Source organism: Solemya elarraichensis gill symbiont, assembly GCF_002021095.1.
Classification (GTDB): domain Bacteria; phylum Pseudomonadota; class Gammaproteobacteria; order Chromatiales; family Chromatiaceae.
On record NZ_MPRK01000201.1, the window covers coordinates 1 to 3157 of the forward strand.

A 3157-nucleotide genomic window follows, 5' to 3' on the forward strand; every position below is an offset into this window, starting at 1 on the left:
TCGCCGTGGCATTCGTACACCCCTGTACAGCAAAAACGGGACCCGAAGGTCCCGTTTAGTATCACACAGATTTCTAAAATGAATTAGAAGTTGTGGATCATGCCAAGTGAGAAACCTGAAGATGAATTTTCTTCGGCATTCAGGTTATCAGTTTGGCCCGAGTCATCATCACTGGTAGCGTAAACTGCATAGGCAGTTGTACGCTTGCTCAGTGCGTGGGTCAGGCCGATGGCCCAGCCATCTTCGTCGCTAATCCACTCGTGATCGTCCTTGGCATAGGTAGCAATCAGCTTGTTGTTGCCAAATGCGTAGCTGCCTGCGACGTTGATGCTCTTCTTTTTTCCGCCATCATAATTTTTGCTGTCATCCACGTAGTTGGCAGCGATAGTGAAGGCATCCATGGTGAAGCCAGCACCGAAAAACCAGCGATCATCGTTATCAGTGCTAGTAACATCTGTGGCATCTTCCTTGCCTGCAGCCAGTTTCAGACCATTGTTGCTGTACATGGCAGCAAATGCGTAGCCATCAGCAAGTCCAGTCTCGCTGCCGCCCTCGCCGCCGCCCTCACCGGGGACGGTGGCAGCTGCGAAAGTGAGGCCGTTCATGTTAGGTGAGACATAGGCGATGGCGTTACTGAAACGGTTCTCAGCGGCTCCACTCATAGCGTTTCCATCTGCGAGTGTATCGCCCAGCATGTCTACACCAGTGCTGTACCATGCCATTTTGTATGGGCTGTCGTGACGACCGTAGAGGAAAGCACCCCAGTCGCCGGCCAAGCCGATGTAGGCGTTACGACCAGAAGAACCCCATGCACTGCCGTCAGCGAAGTCATAACCGGTTTCCGCTTTCCAGATCAGGCTCATGCCGTTACCGAGATCCTCGGTGCCCTTGAAGCCGATGCGTGAAGAACGTGACATAACGTTCCACTGGTCTTCAGAAGAGAAGCCGTCTCTGTCAAGCATGTCAATAGAGACGTGAACCTGGCCGTAAATTTGAACGCCTGCATTGGCTGCAGGTACTGCAACTACTGCTGCTGCAACAGCAGCTGCGATGATAGATTGGTTCATGAAAAACCCCCTTTCATTATCATTTTGGATAAGTATATTATGGCCTGAGGAAAAAGCTTCAGAACCAATCACAGCATAGTCCTGCAGAGCAAGAATTACAACGGTTTTCGCATTTTTTCTAGCATTTATCCTCTTGTTGTATTAATGCAACAAGCGCTGCCGGGATTCTTGTGGCGCAATAGGTTTGTGGCTGACCTGTAAGAATAAAGTGCTGTATGATAAGCCTATACACACTTAACAGCGAGCCTTTGTAGTAATGCGACTCGACAATTTGGTAATCGAGAGAATTTCGTCGCCCTATCTCGATGGTGATCGTAAAATAGAGGCTTGGCAGATCGAGCAAGTTGACATCGAGGGCGACGAGCTTAATGCGATTGTCAGCATGAGTAGCTATTGCGTGTCCGATGCTGACACAGATGGTTTTCATCTTTCTTATATTACTGCACTTGAGTTTGTTTCCCAGTTACAGATCATCTACATGCATGTATGGGCGGGTCTCGAGAAAAAGACGCAGGAAGCATGGATGGTGGAGTGCCGTATGAAGTCACACTCCCCGATAAGGAATCCGAATGCGATCAAGGTGCATATGACGGCAAGCAGGATGCGCAAGCGTGGTGATGTCTATTACTGCATCGCAGATCATCGTGTAACTGATGACCAGGGCGGTTTGTTCGAAATCTGGATCAAGGCGCTGATGTCCTAGGGATGTTTTCAAATCCAATACGTATGAATCAATAATGTACAGATGACAAGCTATCCGCCAATAACACATGAGCAGATCGACTGGTTTCACGACCCCTACCCGGATTATGCACGACTGAGACAATCAGGAGTCCCCCTGTGGCTGCCGCATGATGAAAATTATGCCTCGGAAGGAGTGTGGTTGTTCAGTCGCTATCATGCAGCGGAAAGCATCCTGAAGAGGACTTCCGGCGTTACCAAGAACGTGCGCAGCAAACGTTTTGAAGCGGATCAAACACCCTTTGATATTCACATGTTAAATCGTGACGGGGCTGACCATGCACGTTTGCGGAATCTCGTCGCGCACTTTTTTTCGTCAAAATCGATACGCAATCTCGAGCCGGAAATCAGGCTTCAGGCTGAGCGGTTACTGCAGTCAATGAGTGGCACTGACGAGGTGGATTTCATCTCTGCATTTGCAGAGCCGTTACCGATGGCCGTCATTGCAGGACTCATCGGCGTGCCACAGGAGGATATGTCGCGAATCCGCAAATGGTCGCTGATGATATCAAGGGGCTCGGATTCACAACTGGTGGATGATGATCTCAAAAACGGACGAAAAGAGGCTTTGTCGGAGTTTATTGACTACACAGAATGGCTGGTGGCTGAAAAAGCAGCGAGTCCTGTCGAGGACCTGATCTCGCACCTGGTTCATTGTGAAAGTGAAGACTTGATTAGCCGAGAAGAGACTGTCGGCATGATTGCTTTCTTGCTATTTGCAGGGCACGAGACAACGGTCGGCCTGATCGGTAATATGGTTTGGTTGTTGTTAATGCACCCTGAACAGTGGTTACTGCTGCGTGAAAAGCCTGAACTGGCGATGCGGGCTGTCGAAGAGACGTTGCGCTATGAGAGTCCGACGCAGAGATCGACTTACCGTTTTGCTACCGAGCGGATCAATATTTCGGGTTTCGAATTGGAGGCAGGTCAGCAGTTCGCGGTAATTCTTGGTTCGGCCAATCGGGATGGGGCCTTCTTTTCTGACCCGGACAGGTTCGATATCCAGCGCGCACCTAACCGCCACCTTGCCTTCGGGATTGGTGTGCATAATTGCATTGGAAAGACCCTGGCTCGTGTTGAGGCTCGGGTTGCATTGGAGCAGCTGATCAATTTGCGTGAACAGCCTGTTCTCATAACTGACAGGCCAAGCTGGAATAGAAACAGTTTTTTTCGTGGCCTGGAAAAATTGCCTGTCAAGCTGGGGTGAGATTGGGTTGCTGTTCTAATCCTGGTGTCGACTGCACCAGGTCACGAGACTGTAAATTAGTTTGTGTATCTGCTTATCATTAACCCCTACGGGAGATAAGCACGATGAACGAAAAAGAAATCCGAGCACTTGCCAACAAGAT

The 3157-nt window shown here is 49.7% G+C and carries 3 protein-coding genes; 2 read left to right on the forward strand and 1 reads right to left on the reverse strand.

Features of this window, described 5'->3' with window-relative positions:
• Positions 1-83: 83 nt before the first annotated feature.
• Complete coding sequence (locus BOW51_RS08975) at positions 84-1067, reverse strand: porin (RefSeq protein WP_078477429.1); 984 nt, start codon at positions 1065-1067, stop codon at positions 84-86.
• 256 nt (positions 1068-1323) lie between these two features.
• Between BOW51_RS08975 and BOW51_RS08980 the strand changes: the two genes are divergently transcribed.
• Positions 1324-1770, forward strand: coding sequence for a hypothetical protein (locus BOW51_RS08980; RefSeq protein ID WP_078477430.1), 447 nt, complete (start codon positions 1324-1326; stop codon positions 1768-1770).
• A gap of 42 nt (positions 1771-1812) precedes the next feature.
• Complete coding sequence (locus BOW51_RS08985; protein ID WP_078477431.1) at positions 1813-3015, forward strand: cytochrome P450; 1203 nt, start codon at positions 1813-1815, stop codon at positions 3013-3015.
• Positions 3016-3157 lie beyond the last annotated feature (142 nt).

Excerpts from the sequence above, each read along its gene's own strand:
- BOW51_RS08975 (WP_078477429.1), bottom strand. The coding sequence starts at position 1,067 with ATGAACCAATCTATCATCGCAGCTGCTGTTGCAGCAGCAGTAGTTGCA.
- BOW51_RS08985 (WP_078477431.1), top strand. The coding sequence starts at position 1,813 with ATGACAAGCTATCCGCCAATAACACATGAGCAGATCGACTGGTTTCAC.
- BOW51_RS08980 (WP_078477430.1), top strand. The coding sequence starts at position 1,324 with ATGCGACTCGACAATTTGGTAATCGAGAGAATTTCGTCGCCCTATCTC.